The sequence below is a fragment of the Sphingopyxis sp. EU05-FHT14B03 genome (genome assembly GCF_058790875.1).
Genome location: NZ_JBYTDC010000001.1, coordinates 1,675,072 through 1,690,398 on the forward strand (window position 1 = coordinate 1,675,072; position 15,327 = coordinate 1,690,398).

Below are 15,327 nucleotides of genomic sequence, written 5' to 3' on the forward strand. Positions count from 1 at the left end.
GCCTACCGCGCCCGTGCCGCCTGATGCGCGATGTCGGTGACGAGTTTGCGGAACAGCACGCCGCCCGCGGTGCCCGACGCCTTGAGGCTGCGTTCGCAATCGAGCAGCCGGCTCATCAGCCGCGCGATGCGCACCGAATCCCAGATATGAAGCTGCGCGGTGACCGCGCCCTGTTCCTTCCAGAAGACGCCGCTGCTCCGCGCCGACACGACGGTCGCGGGGTGCGCGCCGGCATCGACCTCGGCGCGCAGCCGCGCCAATTGCGTGGCGCGGATCGCGAGGGCGCGGATGATCCGGATTTCGGCGACCCCGACCGCGGCGGCGGTGGCGAACATCGCGGGGAGATCGCCGACCTTGCCGCCGAGCGCGGTGTTGATCACCTCGCTGACGTCCTCTTCGTGCGTCGCGGCGCCCAAGGCGGCGATGTCGGCGGCGGTGACCTGGCGCTGGCGATCGCGGCCGGCGTCGAGGTAGAGCGCGATCTTTTCGAGCTCGCGGCGCATCAGCGCCTGATCGCCCGAGACGAGGTCGATCAGCAATTGCGCCTCGGCATTGCCGAGCCGCAGCCCTTCGCCTTCCGCCGCGTTCATCGCGATGCCGACCAGCGCGCGGCGGTCGGGCTGATAGCAGATGGCGGCAACGCCATGGTCCGAGCCTTCGACGAGCTTGACCAGTTTCGACTTGGCGGTGACCGAGGCGCCGGTGGCGATCACCGGGTTGATCGCGCTGTCGGCGGCGAGCAGCGCCTCGACCGCGGCGAGGCTGTCGTCGCCGCTACCCAGGATGTCGAGCCGGATCACCCGCGCGCCGGCGAAGAGCGACATCGACGCGGCCTCGGCAGCCAGCAAGGACGGATCCTGCGACATTTGCGACGAGGTGAGGTCGAGCCGTTCGGCCTCCTTGCCGGCAAGCCCGGTCAGCCGCGTGGCGAGGGCTCCCATCGTCGCATCGTCGGGGCCGGTGAGGAGAATGAAGCGGTGGTCGAGCCGCGATACCCGTTCGAGTTCGGCGGGTTTGACGCTCTTCATTGCCCGCCGGGGGCGGGCGGCGCGTCGGACATCCGGCCACCGCCGCGATCGGCGAAGACCGCGAGGCGGGCGACGATCTGGTCGGCCACCGCCGACGAGAGGCGTTCAAGCGCGGTCGATTCGGCGGCGATCGTCGCATATTCGCTGCCGACGACGTCGATCCCCGAATCGGAAAAGGCGGTCGCGTCGAGCAGCACTTCGCCGCTCGCCGCATCGACGAGCTGGTAGCGCGCGCGCAGGGTGCGGCGTTCGCGGGTCACCGCATCGTCGGCGCGGACGCCGAAACCGGTGATGCTGTCCTCGAGCCGGACGTCGAGGCGCAGGCGCTTGCCCGCGCCCTGCCCGTTCTGCGCCGCGACGAGCCGGTCGCGCAGCGCGTTGCGGACGAGCCAGCCCTGATGCCCCTCGATCGGCGCGACATCGACGTCGGCAAGGATCGTCGCCACCGCCCCGTCGCTGCCGCTCGCATAGAGCGGGCGCAGGCCGCAACCGCCAAGGAGCAGCGAGGCGGCCACCAGAGAGGAAGTAACAAGCTTACGCATCTGAAACCCTAATGCCCCCTTACCCCGTTCGTGTCGAGCGAAGTCGAGACACGCTGACGCTGCGCCATACGTCCCTCGACTTCGCTCGGGACGAACGGAAGGACGGGGGATAAGTTCCGGGCCATCCGGTCAGGGAACGATGTTCACGAGCCGGTCCGGCACCACAATCACCTTCTTCGGCGACGCACCGGCGAGCAGTTCGACGATGCGCGGGCGCGCGAGCGCCGCGGCTTCGGTCGCTTCCTTGTCGAGCCCCTTCGCGATCGTCATCGTGTCGCGCAGCTTACCCGCCATCTGGATCGCGATCGTCACCTCGTCATCGACGAGAAGTGCCGGATCGGCGTGCGGCCATGCGGCGTCGGCGATCATCGCGGTGGTGCGCTGGCCTTCCGGCAGCGCCGCCCAGGCTTCCTCGGCGAGGTGTGGCAGCATCGGTGCGACGAGCAGGATCAGGGTGCGGCACGCTTCGGCGCGGGTCGCCGAGGGGGCGGCCTTTTCGACGTCGTTGGCGAGGGCGTGGATTTTCGCGACCGCCTTGTTGAAGCCGAGCGCCTCGATGTCGGCGGCGACGCCGGCGATCGCCTGGTGCAGCTTGCGCGCGAGACCCTTGTCCTCGGCGCCGTCACCGATATTTTCGGTGTCGCCGAACAGACGCCACAGGCGCTGGACGAAACGCCAGGCGCCCTCGATGCCCGCCTCGCTCCACGGCAGGTCGCGTTCGGGCGGGCTGTCGGAGAGCATGAACCAGCGCGCCGCGTCGGCGCCATATTGGTCGAGGATGGCGTCGGGATCGACGACATTCTTCTTCGACTTCGACATCTTGATCACGCGGCCGACATCGACCCGCGCGCCATCGGATTCGAGCGTCGCACCCTCGGCGCTGCGGCTGATCTCGTCGGGGGTGAAGTAGAGCGGCGGCAGGCCTTCGCCCTGATCGCGGCTATAGGTTTCGTGCGTCACCATGCCCTGCGTGAACAGGCTGGCGAACGGCTCCTTGATGTCGATCATCCCCAGCTTGTTGAGCGCGCGCGTCCAGAAGCGCGCGTAGAGCAGGTGGAGGATCGCATGCTCGATGCCGCCGATATACTGGTCGACGGGCAGCCAGCGGCGGATCACCTCGGGATCGAACGGCTTGTCCGACGGCGCCGAGGCGAAGCGCAGGAAATACCAGGAGGAATCGACGAAGGTGTCGAGCGTGTCGGTTTCGCGCACCGCTTCGCCGCCGCACGACGGGCAGGCGACATGTTTCCACGTCGGATGGCGATCGAGCGGATTGCCGGGGACCGAGAAATCGGCGTCCTCGGGCAGCACGACGGGAAGCTGCGCTTTCGGCACCGGGACCAGGCCGCAGGCGTCGCAATGGATGAACGGGATCGGGGTGCCCCAGTAGCGCTGGCGCGAGACGCCCCAGTCGCGCAGGCGCCACACCGTCGTGCCCTTGCCCCAGCCCTCATGCTCGGCGCGCGCGACGATCGCGGCCTTGGCCTCGTCGATCGTCATGCCGTCGAGGAAGTGGCTGTTCACCAGCTTGCCGGGGCCGGTGTAGGCCTCGTCGCCGCTGAAATGCTGCGCGGTCTCGTCGCCATCGGCGATCACGCGGAGGACGGGCAGTTCGTACTTTCTCGCGAAGTCGAGGTCGCGCTGGTCGTGCGCCGGGCAGCCGAAGATCGCGCCGGTGCCATAATCCATCAGCACATAGTTCACGACCCACACGGGCAGGTGCAGCGCGGGGTCGAGCGGATGCTCGACCGCGAGACCGGTATCGAAGCCGAGCTTTTCAGCGGTGTCGATCTGCTCGGCGGCGGTGCCCTGACGGCGGCATTCCTCGATGAACGCCGCCAGCTCGGGCGCGTCCTTCGCCAGCTTCTCGGCAAGCGGATGGTCGGGCGAGATCGCCGCGAAGCTCGCGCCGTACAGCGTATCGGGGCGCGTCGTGAAGACGTCGAAGCCCGGTGCGCCACCGGCCAGCTTGAAGCTGAATTCGAGGCCCTGCGACTTGCCGATCCAGTTTTCCTGCATCAGCCGCACCTTGTCGGGCCAGCTGTCGAGGCCGCCGAGGCCGTCGAGCAGTTCCTCGGCGAAGTCGGTGATCTTCAAAAACCACTGCGACAGTTTCTTTTTCTCGACGAGCGCGCCCGAACGCCAGCCGCGGCCGTCGATCACCTGCTCGTTGGCGAGCACGGTCATGTCGACGGGGTCCCAATTGACGTAGCTGTGCTTGCGCGTGACGAGACCGTGCGCGAACAGGTCGAGGAACAAGGCCTGTTCCTGGCCGTAATAATCGGGCTCGCAGGTCGCGAGTTCGCGGCTCCAGTCGATCGCGAGACCGAGGCGCTTCAGCTGGCCGCGCATCGAGGCGATATTGTCGCGGGTCCAGCCGCCGGGGTGGACGCCCTTTTCCATCGCCGCATTTTCCGCCGGCATGCCGAAGGCGTCCCAGCCCATCGGGTGGAGGACGTCGTGCCCGGTCATCCGCTTGAAGCGCGCGAGCACGTCGCCCATCGCATAGTTGCGGACATGCCCCATGTGGATGCGCCCCGAGGGATAGGGGAACATCTCGAGGATATAGGCCTTCGGCTTGTCCGCCGTCTCGGTCGTGGCAAAGCTGTTCGCGGCCTCCCACGCCGCCTGCCAGCGGGCATCGGCGGCGAGGGCGCCAAAGCGCGGTTCGCGGGTCATTCGTTTTTACCCCGTTGATGTCTGTCGGCGCGTATCCGCGCCGGGTTATTAGCCCTCGAAGGCCGAACGGCGCAGGTCGCGAGCGCGGGTGAGGATGATTTCCTCGAGCTTCTGGACCGTCGCCGCCTGAACCGGCGCGTCGACCCAAGTGCCGCCCTGCGCGACCTGGCGCGAGGCGGCGACGCGCAGCGCGTCGGCGCGCAGATCGCGGTCGAGGATCGACACGGTGACCTTCATCCGCTCGTTCGGGTTGCCGGGGTTGGCGTACCAGTCGGTGATGATGACGCCGCCCGACGAATCGGCCTGAAGCAGCGGCATGAACGACAGCGCGTCGAGGCTAGCGCGCCACAGATAGGAGTTCACGCCGATCGTCGTGACCTGCGACGCGGCGAGGTCGGCACGCGGCCGTTCTTTGCCACCGCACGCCGAAAGGCCGAGCGCCGCGACCCCGAGGAGCGCGAGCGTGGCCGAACGGCGACCGAGCGTGGCGCCGAACTTGGCAGGGACGGAAAGCTGGAACATGCCGGAACACCTTATACATCGGGCGCGGGCGACCGCCGCGCTTGCTGGATTTCCAGCGTCTCTATCGCCGTTGCCGCGCGGCGGCAAGCGCGGCAATCGGCTTGTTCGCGGCGTTCATCGGGGAGACAGCTTGGCGTCGCACTGTGGTGATCGCGCAACAGCCCCGCGAAATATGGGGCATAAAGAATTGCTTTCTCGCGAATCACTGGAAAAGTCCGTGCGTTCGGCCTATCTGATGAGGGTACTGGGGTTGGAGTCGCAGACAATGCCGCGCAGCAAGCGCCATTTCTGGAAAGCAGGGGTCGTCGTTTTGGCGACGGTTTCGCTTGCCCTGCCCCCCGCCCTCGCCGCGATGAGCCGCGCCGACCGCATCCGCGAAACAAGCCTGTCGGAAACCCTGCTGGGGCAATTCACCCCCGCTTCGGGCGATCCGCGCCTGATCGCACGCTATGCCAAGGTCTCGGCCGATGCCCGCAGCAACTTCAGCTTCACCCCCGCGCTCACCGACGAGAATCGTCAGAACCGCGCGATCACCGTGGTGATTCGCGCCCGCGACGACGCCTCGAGCGCCGCGATGACCTCGGCGCTGGTGCAGGGTCGCAAGGCCCCCGTTGCGATCACGCCCGTCGCCTATAATCTCGGCGCTTCGGTCGGGTTCGAGAAATTCGTGACCCCGACGCTGCCCCGCGGCATCGACCTGCGCAACCTGCCGCAGGCGAAGGCGCCCGAGCAGAATGAAAAGAAGTCGCGCTTCGCGACGCGCATGCTCGCGCGCCCAAGCGATCCCGCCGGTGCGACTGATCGCCTGACCGCGCCGGGCGACGACCAGGCCGTCGATGTCGTCAGCAGCTATCGCCTGACCAAGAACATCGATGTCACCGCCGGGGTGCGGTACAAGAGCGAGGACAGTGTCCAGCCGCTGACCGACACCCGCCGCGACAGCCAGGCGGTCTATGTGGGCACCGCGTTCCGCTTCTAACGCCGGCGCCTTCTAAACCCGCCGTCGCGTCGCCTTTTCCAGCCAATGATCGATCGCCGCCCATCCGGGGGTGAGGCCGCTTGCCCTGCTCGCGCGGTGGAGCGCGCGCGCGCGCGCCGGGGTGAGGCCGCCGAGCGCGACCGGCCGGGCGCCGCTCAGCCGCGCGAGACCGAGCCACGCCGCGCGGCCGAGCGCCGGGGCGCCGGGATGCGAGCGGGTCGGGTGGAGCGGCGAGACAAAGGCGAGGTCGGCGCGCGCGCGGCGCGCGGTGCGGGCTTCGCCGGGGTCGTGGACGGGCATCGAGACGATCAGGCCGAGGCGGCGCGCCTGCGACGCATGCTTGGCGTGATGCTGGCGCAGGTGAACGCCGCCGGCGCCCCAGCGCCGCGCCAGTGCGGGTGGTCCGGCGAGCAGCAGCACGAGGTTGCGGGCCTTGGCGATCCGCGCGAGGCGGCGGACCAGTCGCCAGCGATCGCCCAGCGCGCGGTCGTCGTCGCGGACGACGATGCCGCTGCCCGGCGGCAGCGCCGCGGCGGCGGCGAGCACCGCATCGCCGAGCCGCGCATCGGTGAACAGCCAGCGCCGCGGCAGTCGGCCCGATGGCCTTGAGAAGGGGTGGCGCCGGGGCATCGGCTTTTCTATAGGCGCGTCGCCGCCGCGCGCAACGCGTGGGCGCCAGCGAAGGATCGGACATGGACAGTGCAGCGCAGCGATTGGCCGGGGTCGAAGCGGGAATCGCCGCCGCCGCGGCGCGTGCGGGACGCCAGGCGCGCGACGTCCAGCTGATCGCGGTGTCGAAGACGCACGACGCTTCGACGATTCGCCCGCTGATCGCCGCCGGACAGCGCCATTTCGGCGAGAATCGCGTCCAGGAAGCGGCGGGCAAATGGCCCGAACTGCGCGGCGAAACGTCCGACATCGTACTTCACCTGATCGGGCAGCTGCAATCGAACAAGGCCGAGGAAGCCGTCGCGCTGTTCGACACGATCCATTCGGTCGACCGGCCGTCGCTGGTCACCGCGCTGGCGCGGGCGTGCGAGAAGGCGGGCGGGCAACCGCTGCTGTTCGTGCAGGTCAATATCGGCGACGAGGAACAGAAGGGCGGCTGCGCGGTCGCCGACCTGCCCGCGCTGCTGGCGCAGGCGACCGACGCGGGGCTGACAATCGACGGGCTGATGGCGATCCCGCCCGCCGATGTCGCACCAACCCCCTATTTCGCGCTGCTCGACGAACTCGCCGAGCGTCACGGCCTGCCGCTGCGCTCGATGGGCATGAGCGGCGATTACGAGAGCGCGGTGATGCTCGGCGCGACGCACGTGCGCGTGGGGACCGCGCTGTTCGGGGCGCGGTAAAGGCCCCCTCTTTGGCAGGCAGCAAACGACCGGTTGCGACCGAAACACGACGTCGCCCCCGCGAAGGCGGGGGCCGCTAACGACCTATTTCCGTATCGCTGCGTAAACCGACAGCGGCCCCCGCCTTCGCGGGGGCGACGGTTTAAAGAACGTCCGCTTCCCACCCCAAAGCCGACATTCGCTACCCGCGCCTTGCCATGCGCCCCCCAATCACTAATCAGGGCGCGATGTCCGCAACCGCCGCCCTTTCCGCCGCCAAGCCCTCCGCCCCGACGCCGATGATGGCGCAATATTGGTCGCTCAAGGAAAAGGCGGGCGATTGCCTGCTCTTCTATCGCATGGGCGACTTCTTCGAACTCTTCTTCGACGATGCCAAGGCTGCCGCCGCGACGCTCGACATCGCATTGACGTCGCGCGGCGAACATGGCGGCGAACCGGTGCCGATGTGCGGCGTACCGGTGCATGCCGCCGAATCCTATCTCGCGCGGCTGATCCGCGCCGGGCACCGCGTCGCGATCGCCGAACAGGTCGAAAGCCCCGCCGAGGCCAAGGCGCGCGGCGGGTCGAAGGCGCTCGTCGCGCGCGCGATCGTGCGTTTCGTCACCGCGGGCACTCTCACCGAGGAAAGCCTGCTCGAAGGGCGCAGCGCCAACCGGCTCGCGGCGCTCGCCGAGGTCGGCAGCGAGGGCGAGGTCGCGATCGCCGCCGCCGATATCTCGACCGGGCGGTTCGAGGTCGTCGCGGTGCGCCGCGAGGCGGTCGACGCCGAACTCGCCCGCCTCGCGCCGTCCGAATTGCTGGTCAGCGAGAGTATCGGCGACCTGCCCGCGTGGAGCGTGCGCCAGGTCGTGCGCCGCCCGACCGCCGATTTTGCCAGCAACGCCGGCCAGAAACGGCTCGAATCGCTGTTCGGTGTGCAGACGCTCGACGGCTTCGGCCAATTCTCGCGCGGCGAAATCGCCGCGATGGGCGCGATCGCCGCCTATCTCGACCATGTCGGCACCGGCACGACCGTCTTCCTCCAGCCGCCGGTACGTCACCTCGCCTCGGGGCGCATGGCGATCGACGCCGCGACGCGCGAAAGCCTCGAACTCGTGCGCACCATGGCCGGCGCGCGTGACGGCAGCCTGCTCGGCACCATCGACCGCACGGTCACTGCGGCGGGCGCGCGGCTGCTCGCCGACGATCTTGCCAGCCCGCTCACCGACAAGGACGCCATCCTCGACCGGCTCGACCTCGTCGACGCCTTCGCGCGCGATGCGCTGTGGCGCGGCGAACTCCGCGCCGCCCTGCGCGCGCTGCCCGACGCCGGGCGCGCGCTCGGCCGCCTCGTCGCGGGGCGCGGCGGGCCGCGCGACCTCGCCCAGCTGCGCGATGCGCTCGGCGGCGCGCGCGTCTTGCGCGAACGGCTCGGCCGCCGGACCGACCTGCCGCCCTTGCTCGCCCGCCTGCTCCCCGGGCTCGACGGCCATGGCGCGCTCGTCGACGAACTCAGCCGCGCCTTGATCGAAACCCCGCCGGTCGACGCCGCGCAGGGCGGTTATGTCGCCGAAGGCTATGATCATGCGCTCGACGCGCTGCGCGAGACCGCGCGCGACGGGCGCAAGGCGATTGCCGCGCTGGAAGCCGATTATCGCGACCGCACTGGCATCGCCGCGCTCAAGATCCGCCACAACGGCGTGCTCGGCTATCATGTCGAGGTGCCCGCGAAGCACGCCGACGCGCTGATGGCACCCGAATCGGGCTTCACCCACCGCCAGACCCTCGCCGGGGTGGTGCGCTTCAACTCGTCGGACCTGCACGAGGCGGCGAGCCGGGTGACCCAGGCCGGCGTCCACGCCATCGCTGCTGAGGCCGCGCATCTCGAAGCGCTCACCGACGCTGCGACCGCGCGGCGCGAGGCGATCGCCGCCTCGTGCGACGTTCTCGCGCGGCTCGACGTCGCCGCCGCGCTTGCCGACCATGCGATGAGCCACAATTGGTGCCGCCCCGACCTCGCCGACACCCCGTGCCTCGACGTCACCGGCGGCCGCCACCCGGTGGTCGAGGCGGCGCTGGCCAAGGCGGGCGAACGCTTCGTCCCCAACGACCTGTCGCTGGCGGAGGCCGATCGGCTCTGGCTCGTCACCGGCCCCAACATGGGCGGTAAATCGACCTTCCTGCGCCAGAACGCCCTCATCGTCGTGCTCGCGCAGGCGGGGGGCTTCGTCCCTGCGGCTTCGGCGAGGCTCGGCCTCGTCGACCGCCTCTTCAGCCGCGTCGGCGCCAGCGACAATCTCGCGCGCGGGCGCTCGACCTTCATGGTCGAAATGGTCGAAACCGCCGCGATCCTCGCGCAGGCGACCCCGCAAAGCTTCGTCATCCTCGACGAGGTCGGGCGCGGCACCTCGACCTATGACGGGCTTGCGCTCGCCTGGGCGGTGGTCGAAGCCGTCCACGAAGTGAATAAGTGCCGCTGCCTGTTCGCGACCCATTATCACGAGCTCACCCGCCTCGCCGAAAGCCTCGACGCGCTCTCGCTTCACCATGTCCGCGCCCGCGAGTGGCAGGGCGACCTTGTCCTCCTCCACGAGCTCGCCGACGGCCCCGCCGACCGCAGCTACGGCCTCGCGGTCGCCCGCCTCGCCGGCGTCTCGCCCAAGGTGGTGAAGCGCGCCGAAGCGGTGCTCGCGAAGCTTGAAGCCGGACGCGAAAAGACCGGCGGTCTCGCGGCGGGGCTCGACGACCTGCCGCTGTTCGCCGCGACGCTTGCCGCTGAACCCGCGCCGGTGAAGGATGCGCTGCGCGAGGCGCTCGCAAGCATCGATCCCGACGCGCTGACCCCGCGCGAGGCGCTCGACGCGCTCTACCGGCTCAAGGCGACCGGGGGCGAGGCATGAGCGACATCTTCGCGCATCTCGACGGCCGCCGCGCGATCATCGATCGCCGCGCGCTCGCCGAGCGGCTCGAGGCCGTCGCCGCCGAGACCAGCGATACCGGCAAGCGCCGCCGCGCGCTCGTCGACCTGCTCAAGGTCGCCTTGGAGGAGGGCCGCGCCGAAATCGCCCGCCGCCTGCTCGAAGCGCCCTCGTCGGGCCGCCTCGCCGCCAGCGCGACAGCCTTCCTGATCGACCAGATCATCCGCCTGTCCTATGATTTCACCGTCGATCATCTCTATCCCGCGGGCAATCGTTCAGCGGGCGAGCGCATCACGATCATCGCGGTCGGCGGTTATGGCCGCGCCGAAATGGCGCCGTACAGCGACATCGACATCGGCTTCCTCACCCCGTTCAAGCAGACGAGCTGGACCGAACAGGTGATCGAGGCGCAGCTCTACACGCTCTGGGACCTCGGGCTGAAGGTCGGCCATTCGTCACGCTCGATCGACGAGATGGTGCGCGCGGCGAAGGACGATCTCACCATCCGCACCGCTTTGCTCGAAGGGCGCTTCATCTGGGGCGACCGCGATCTTTACGATCAGGCCTCCGCGCGTTTCGATGCCGAGGTCGTCGCGGGCAACGCGCGCAGCTTCGTGGCCGAAAAGCTCGCCGAGCGCGACGAGCGGCACAAGCGCATGGGCGATTCGCGCTATGTCGTCGAACCCAATGTGAAGGAAGGCAAGGGCGGGCTGCGCGACCTCCACACGCTGTTCTGGATCGGCAAGTTCATCCACCGCGTCCGCACCGTCCCCGAACTCGTCGACGCCGGGCTGCTCTCGACCCGCGAACTGCGCCAGTTCGCGCGCGCCGAGAATTTCCTGCTCGCAGTGCGTTGCCACCTCCACACGCTCGCGGGGCGCGCCGAGGATCGGCTGACCTTCGATTTCCAGCCCGAGATCGCGCGCCGCATGCATTTCGCCGAGCGCCCGGGCAAGAGCGCGGTCGAGCGCTTCATGCAGCTCTATTTCATCCACGCGAAAAGTGTCGGCGACGTCACCGGCACCTTCCTCGCGCATCTCGACGACCAGCTCGCGGCGCGCGGGCGGCGCTTCCTGCCGACGATCCGCCGCCGCCCGGGCCGGCTCAACGGCTTCGTGCTCGACCGCGGCCGCCTCGCGCTGCCCGCGGACGATTTCTTTCAGGCCGACCCGGTGCGCCTGATCGAAATCTTCGCGCTCGCCGACAAATATGGCCTAGAAATCCACCCGCAGGCGATGCGCCAGGCGCGCCACGATGCCAAGCTGATCGACGCGCGCGGGGTGCGGCGCATCGCGCGCGCCAACGCGCTGTTCCTCGACGTGCTGACGTCCCCGCGCGATCCCGAAACGGTGCTGCGCTGGATGAACGAGGCGGGGGTGTTCGGCCGCTTCGTGCCCGACTTCGGCCGCGTCGTCGCGCAGATGCAGTTCGACATGTATCATCACTACACCGTCGACGAACATACGATCCGCGCGATCGGGCTGCTCGCCGACATCGAGCAGAACCGGCTCGGCGACGACCATCCGCTGTCGACCGCGATCATGGACCAGATCCATTCGCGCCGGACCATCTATGTCGCTGTGCTGCTCCACGACATCGCCAAGGGGCGCGGCGGCGACCATAGCGTACTGGGCGCCGAACTCGCGCTGCGCGTCTGCCCGCGGCTGGGGCTCAGCGAGGCGGAGACCGAGACCGTCTCGTGGCTCGTGCGTCATCACCTGCTGATGTCGGCGACCGCGTTCAAGCGCGACCTCGCCGATTTCAAGACGATCCTCGATTTCGCCGGGCAGGTGCAAAGCCCCGAACGCCTGCGCCTACTCCTCGTGCTCACCGTCGTCGACATCCGCGCGGTCGGCCCCGGGGTGTGGAACAGCTGGAAACGGCAATTGCTCACCGAATTGTTCGACGCCGCCGAGGAAGTGCTGCGCCTCGGCCACAAGCAGAAGGGTCGCGAACAGCGGATCGCGAACAAGAAGGAAGATGCGCAGGCGCTGCTCGGTCTCGACGAGAAGAGCTTTGCCAGGCTCGCGAAGCGCCTCCCCGAAAGTTACTGGATCGCCGAACCGGTCGAGGTCATCGCCGCCAACTTGCGCCATATGCAGCAGGCGGGCGATACCCCGCTGCACATCGCTGCCGTCCCCGATCAGGATCGCGGCGCGACGCTGGTGATGGTGCTCGCCGCCGACCATCCGGGGCTCTTCTATCGCATCGCGGGGGGCATCCACCTCGCCGGCGGCAACATCATCGACGCGCGTATCCACACCACCCGCGACGGCCTCGCGCTCGACAATTTCCTCGTCCAGGACCCGCTCGGGCGCCCCTTCGCCGAGGCGGGGCAGATCGACCGGCTGACCCGCGCGATCGAGGACGCGCTCGCCAACCGCCACAAATTGCTTCCGAAACTCGAAGCCCGCGCGCTCCCCCGCGCCCGCGCCGAGGCGTTCCGCATCGCCCCCAATGTCTTCGTCGACAATAAGGCCTCGAACCGCTTTACCGTGATCGAGGTCAATGCGCAGGACCGCCCCGCGCTGCTCAACCAGCTCGCCTATGCGCTCTTCCAGTCGAAGGTGACGGTGCACAGCGCGCATGTCGCTACCTATGGCGAACGCGCGGTCGATACCTTTTACGTGACCGACCTGATCGGCGACAAGATCGACAGCGCGGCGCGGGTGAAGTCGCTCGAGAAACGCCTGCTCGAAGCCGCGGGAAGCGGCAGCGAGGAAGCGGTCGCGGCCTAGAGCGCCGCGGCCTTGCGGACCTGCGCCACTTCCACCCGGTCGCGCCCCAGCGCCTTGGCGCGCAGCAGCGCGGCATCGGCGGTCGGAATCAGGCGCGAAAAATCGCAATGCAGCGGCGCCGCCGCCAGGCCGATCGACACCGACAGGCCGCCCGGCTCGCCGCCGGCATGCGCGAGTTCGATCGTCGCGATGCGGTCGCGGATGTCCTGCGCGCGCTCCGCCGCCTGTTCGGGCGACAGCGCGGGCAACAGCAACAGAAACTCTTCGCCGCCATAGCGAAAGGCGAATTCCGGCTCGCGCGTGACATTCGCCAGCACCCGACCGACCGCGCGCAGCACCGCGTCGCCCGCCTCATGGCCATGGACGTCGTTGAAGCGCTTGAAATGGTCGACGTCGATCATCAGGCAGCTCAGCGGCTCGCCGTCGCGCCCGGCCTGCGCGATCTGCGTTTCCAGCACATGGCCCAGCTGCCGGCGGTTGGCGAGCCCGGTCAGCGGGTCGGCCATCGCCATTTCGCGCAGCGAATCGCGCAGCTGCAGATTGGCAATGGCGAGGCCGATATTCTCGGCGAGCATGTCGAAATAGATCAATTGCGCCGCGCCGCGGTTCGCCGCGTCCGCGGGCATTTCGAAATAGAGCAGGCCCAAAGTCTCGCGCTGCGCCATCAGCGGCAGGCACAGGCTGTCGACCGGCGCCTCGGCGTTCCAGTCGATATGGTCGCACGGCACGTCGACATGGTCGCCGGCCGGGCGATGACGCAGGCCGCGCCGCAGCGCCCAGCAAGACGTCGCCGAAAACTGCGCGCTCGATCGCACCGGGCCCAGCCAGCTGCACGCCTCGACCACCAGCTTGCTCTGCTGGTCGAGCAGGTAGAGCCGGCCCGGAAGGTCGGGGACGATCTCGGGAATGAAGCGCCGGACGACCTCTTTCAGGTCGTGCAGCGTGTCGCTTCCCTGCATGCGCTGGGTCATCCGCGACAACAGGTCGCGCATCGACCGGTCGGCGTCGCGCTCGACCTCGAGCCGCTGGCGTTCGATGCCGTTTTCGCGAAACAGGCGGATCGCCTGCGCCATGTCGCCGATTTCGTCGATATGCTCGACCGTGGGCGGTTCGGCGGCGAAATCCTGCACCGCCAGCCGGTTGACGACGTCGCTCAGCCTGACGACCGGGTGCAGCACGCGGCGTTTGAAGACGAAATAGAGCACGCACAGGACGAGCAGCGCGGTCAGCGCCAGCACGACCTCCGAAATCCGCTTCCACAGGATCGACACCTCGGTCGCGTCGGCGACCCGTTCCTCGATGCGGCTGTCGAGCTGGTCCTGGAACCGCTGGACCTCCAGCTCGGACCGGTCGAGCTGCCGCTCATATTCGGGGCCGAACAAAATCTGGCGCGCGGTCGCGGCATCGCCGCGCTCCTGCGCCGCCAGCGCGGTTTCCTGTTCGTCGTGCAGCGTATCGGCGAGCGCGATCGCCTTCTTGAGCGCATCGAGCTCGCTCGCCGACGCCCCGGCGTCGCCGATGTGGCGAATCCGCTGCTCGACGCTCGCCAGCGCGGCGGCCTCGCTGCGATAGCCGGCCAGATAGGTCGGATCGCCCGTGTTGACATATTGCCGCGCGCGGTCGCTCAACCGATAGACTTCGTCGCCCAGCGTGCCGGTCGCCCGGTCGAGCCGATAGCGTTGCTCGACCGCCTCGCGCTCGCGCTCCTGCGCGTTCGACGCAAAGATCATCGTCGTGCTCGACACGATCGTCAGCAGGACGGTCGCGCCATAGGCCCAGTTGGTGATTGTCGCCAAGCGCATGGCCGGACCCTAGGGCGCTAATCCTTGGGACGAGGTTAACTGCGGTGGGGTGCGCGCGAGTTCAGAGGCGCGCGGGCAAAGTCGCCGGAGAAACATTTCCTGAAAGCGGCGGCGAGCCGGAAAAGCGCCAGCGTCTCTTTGGTCAGAGCCGAACCTTCTCATGGCGTTTATATAATTGTGTCAGATCGGCGTGTGCGACCCGGAACTGACTCCGCCGTTTTATCTGCGGCACTCCGGATGAAGCATTTTCGACTTTCACGGCGGGGTCGTAATAAATCCTGCCGGCAGCGAAAGCTTTCAGAAACAACAGAAAGTCGGTTTGTTCGCAAAGGAGGACACTCGGCCCATAGCTGTATTCGGGCGGCGGCGTGCGGAACAACGAGGGCACATAAGCGGCCTGCGCATGTTTGCGATTCCAGTGCGCCATCATCCCCTTGAAGGTCCAGGATGCCGCAATCGCTTCGCCCGCATCCACAAGTGCCAAACCGCCGTCCAGGTCGGTGATCTTCCCTGTAGTCTCGTCATAACGGATGATTATGCAGTATGGGCAACCGCTTCGGAGGACTCCATCGTTGGCGCAATGCCCGATTTGGTTTTGAAGCACGGGGCGAAGGTCGCTGGGCAATGGAGCATGTTGGGCATCCTAGACGCTTTGCCATTTGAGGAAAACCAGATGCTTAGCGGTATGGAAATAATTCGCACCGGAATGACGACCGACGGGATAGCTAAAGCTGCTCTGGGCCTTGCTCCTGCTATTCGTCAGATGCTTGGAAGGCCGCTCTTATCCT

Annotated in this window: 11 protein-coding genes; 4 read left to right on the top strand and 7 right to left on the bottom strand. The window is 68.3% G+C overall.

Features of this window, described 5'->3' with window-relative positions; all coding sequences use genetic code 11:
* Positions 1–2: 2 nt before the first annotated feature.
* From holA to AC3WS4_RS07955, 4 genes are all read right to left on the bottom strand, one after another.
* Positions 3–1,028: a DNA polymerase III subunit delta gene (gene holA, locus AC3WS4_RS07940; protein WP_492735195.1), complete on the bottom strand. Its 1,026-nt coding sequence runs from the start codon at positions 1,026–1,028 to the stop codon at positions 3–5.
* Positions 1,025–1,570, bottom strand: a complete 546-nt coding sequence (gene lptE / locus AC3WS4_RS07945) for an LPS assembly lipoprotein LptE (protein WP_492735193.1) — start codon at positions 1,568–1,570, stop codon at positions 1,025–1,027. The genes holA and lptE overlap by 4 nt, the downstream gene beginning before the upstream one ends.
* Before the next feature lie 129 nt (positions 1,571–1,699).
* A complete protein-coding gene (leuS, locus tag AC3WS4_RS07950; RefSeq protein WP_492735191.1) occupies positions 1,700–4,249 on the bottom strand; it encodes a leucine--tRNA ligase in 2,550 nt (849 codons plus the stop codon).
* A 48-nt stretch (positions 4,250–4,297) separates the two neighbouring features.
* Positions 4,298–4,771 (bottom strand): DUF3576 domain-containing protein, encoded by a 474-nt coding sequence (locus tag AC3WS4_RS07955; RefSeq protein ID WP_056341608.1) that lies wholly within the window; start codon positions 4,769–4,771, stop codon positions 4,298–4,300.
* Positions 4,772–5,036: 265 nt separating this feature from the next.
* Between AC3WS4_RS07955 and AC3WS4_RS07960 the strand changes: the two genes are divergently transcribed.
* A complete protein-coding gene (locus AC3WS4_RS07960; protein WP_056341612.1) occupies positions 5,037–5,750 on the top strand; it encodes a hypothetical protein in 714 nt (237 codons plus the stop codon).
* 12 nt (positions 5,751–5,762) lie between these two features.
* Here the strand turns inward: AC3WS4_RS07960 and AC3WS4_RS07965 are convergent, their stop codons facing one another.
* Entirely contained in the window at positions 5,763–6,380 is a 618-nt protein-coding gene (locus AC3WS4_RS07965; protein WP_492735188.1) for a thiamine phosphate synthase, read from the bottom strand.
* 62 nt (positions 6,381–6,442) lie between these two features.
* On the opposite strand from AC3WS4_RS07965, the gene AC3WS4_RS07970 reads away from it, so the two are divergent.
* The 3 genes from AC3WS4_RS07970 (at position 6,443) to AC3WS4_RS07980 (ending at position 12,737) form a co-directional block, all read left to right on the top strand.
* Positions 6,443–7,102 carry a YggS family pyridoxal phosphate-dependent enzyme gene (locus AC3WS4_RS07970; protein ID WP_492735186.1) on the top strand — a complete coding sequence of 220 codons (660 nt, stop codon included), beginning with the start codon at positions 6,443–6,445 and terminating at the stop codon, positions 7,100–7,102.
* 227 nt (positions 7,103–7,329) lie between these two features.
* Positions 7,330–9,981: a DNA mismatch repair protein MutS gene (gene mutS, locus AC3WS4_RS07975; protein WP_492735184.1), complete on the top strand. Its 2,652-nt coding sequence runs from the start codon at positions 7,330–7,332 to the stop codon at positions 9,979–9,981.
* On the top strand, positions 9,978–12,737 hold the full coding sequence (locus tag AC3WS4_RS07980; RefSeq protein ID WP_492735182.1) for a [protein-PII] uridylyltransferase: 2,760 nt from the start codon (positions 9,978–9,980) through the stop codon (positions 12,735–12,737). The genes mutS and AC3WS4_RS07980 overlap by 4 nt, the downstream gene beginning before the upstream one ends.
* Here the strand turns inward: AC3WS4_RS07980 and AC3WS4_RS07985 are convergent.
* Positions 12,734–14,539 carry a diguanylate cyclase gene (locus AC3WS4_RS07985; protein WP_492735181.1) on the bottom strand — a complete coding sequence of 602 codons (1,806 nt, stop codon included), beginning with the start codon at positions 14,537–14,539 and terminating at the stop codon, positions 12,734–12,736. The two genes, AC3WS4_RS07980 and AC3WS4_RS07985, sit on opposite strands and share 4 nt — an antisense overlap.
* Positions 14,540–14,681: 142 nt before the next feature.
* On the bottom strand, positions 14,682–15,143 hold the full coding sequence (locus AC3WS4_RS07990) for an MvaI/BcnI family restriction endonuclease (protein WP_492742699.1): 462 nt from the start codon (positions 15,141–15,143) through the stop codon (positions 14,682–14,684).
* Positions 15,144–15,327 lie beyond the last annotated feature (184 nt).